The organism is Mesorhizobium sp. M2A.F.Ca.ET.067.02.1.1 (genome assembly GCF_004023285.1).
In the GTDB taxonomy this organism is placed as follows: domain Bacteria; phylum Pseudomonadota; class Alphaproteobacteria; order Rhizobiales; family Rhizobiaceae; genus Mesorhizobium.
In genome coordinates, this window is the sequence record NZ_RZSB01000957.1 from 1 (window position 1) to 1,974 (window position 1,974).

Sequence of the window (1,974 nt, forward strand, 5' to 3'; positions counted from 1 at the left end):
CTCTACAGGATCGAGGATGACATCCGTGGCCGATCGGCCAACGAGCGCCGCGCGATGCGTCAGGACAAAAGCCGCGCCATCGTCGCCGATCTCGAACCCTGGCTGCGTGAGAAGCTCGGCCTGATCAGTCAGAAGACAAAGCTCGCCGAGGCGATCCGCTACACGCTCTCGCGCTGGGAAGGCCTCTCGCGCTTCCTTGACGACGGCCGCATCGAGATCGACAGCAACACCGTCGAACGCTCGATCCGTCCGATCGCGCTCAACCGCAAGAACGCGCTCTTCGCAGGCTCTGACGGCGGCGCCGAACACTGGGCAGTCATCGCCTCGCTGATCGAAACCTGCAAGCTCAATGGTGTCGAACCGCTCGGCTATCTCGCCGATGTCCTCACCAGGATCGTCAACGGCCACCCCAACAGCCAGATCGACGACCTCCTGCCTTGGGTCTACATCAACAAGCTCGAGCTCAAGGCCGTGGCCTGAGAACACCGCTTACTCTACGTCGGCAACGCGACACGGGCGACCTTTTCGGGCCATCACCGTTTTGATCGACCCCGACGCCAAGTCGTCGGCACGGATTTGATAGGGTGCGCCAGGAACAACCTGTGCAGCAGGAAGAACGCCGGTTTTGATAAAGCGCCGTATCGCATGGTTTGTGACGCCTAAGGCCTTTGCTGCTTCGGTCATCGTGAGCCATTCACCGTCTTTTTCAGCGGATCGATAGGCATGGATTCCCCGCACGCGCCGAACGGAAGAGACGCGGTGCGCCGTCCACGTTTTTCCCTGTCCGGTGGGTAATCCCATTCGATTGAGCGAGGCGGCGATATGCTCGTCAGACCAGCGACCGGCCATGCTGCGCATCACCGCCAAAGCGTCTTCGGTCGTCGCGCAACCGTGCTCGCCAGCTCGAGGCTTGCGAACCCGCAGTTCTGAGTGCTGGCCGCCCCGCCAATGGATCATGAGCACGACGTCCCGTACCGCGTCGTCGACATCGACGATGATGTCGGCGATCAAGGTTCGTAGCAACTGCTGGCGCGCACGCATCGTCACATCAGGTCCATTCCAGGCTGCTGACAGGTTTTCTGCCATATTGGCGAAGGCACTGGGATCGACCTCAATGGCCGGTGGCCTGCCAGTAGGCTGGCGGGTTTCAAGATCCCGCAAGCGGCGCAGCGTGGTCTCCCAGCTTTTCTCCAGCTGCGCAGCTATCAGGCGATTGTCAGGATCACAGGCAGCGTAGCGGCGCTCAGCAAGATTGGCCTCGTAGCGGGCCTGCTGAAGTTCCAGATCGAGGAGATGGCGTTGATCATCTTGTCGTTCCCGGTGCATCCGCTCCGCCTCGAACGCGGCCTCGATCGCCAAGGGTTCTACCGCTCGCAACAGCTCACGCGCAACAGCCGCGTCAACCCGTGGGCCGCCGAAGGTCATGCACCTGGGCAAGCCCATCATCAGGTTTGGTTTGTCGCAGCGATAGACAGGTCGACTTTGCGGATTTCCGGTATAGGCAACGCTCAGTCGCCGCCCGCACCGTCCACACGTCATGATGCCTGACAGCAGCGCTTTCCCGCCGCGGATTTTACACCGCCGGCGCGACCGTAGTTGTTGAGTGCAAGCTGCTTCTGGTTTCGCTCGTACTCATCCCAGCTGATATAACCCTCGTGATGACCTTGATCATCACCTCCCAGGTTCCGACAGGCTTGCCATGCCCGTAGCTTCGCCGCGCTCGCCCGTCGACAATGGAGGTTCGCTTTTCGCTTTTGCCGTAAACGTAAACACCTGCGTAAAAGGGGTTTTTGAGAACGGCGATGACATTGCGATAACGGATCGGCAACCTGACGAAGCTGGTCATGTCCTCATCAGAAGGTCGAGGGAAGTGGATCTGATCCGCCGCCATCGACAACAACACCTGGCGCGCGCTGCCGAGTTCACGGAAGCGCGCGAAGATGAGCCGGATTACCTCCTGCAGCCGTATATCTG

1 protein-coding gene and 1 pseudogene are annotated in these 1,974 nt (G+C 60.4%); one reads left to right on the forward strand and one right to left on the reverse strand.

Annotation, left to right across the window (positions count from 1 at the left end; genetic code table 11):
* On the forward strand, positions 1-480 hold a 480-nt coding region (locus EOA28_RS34195; RefSeq protein WP_148671049.1), incomplete at its 5' end, for a transposase.
* Between the two features lie 9 nt (positions 481-489).
* Here EOA28_RS34195 and EOA28_RS34200 read toward each other — a convergent pair.
* A pseudogene (locus EOA28_RS34200) lies at positions 490-1,974 on the reverse strand (recombinase family protein); the annotation flags it as partial.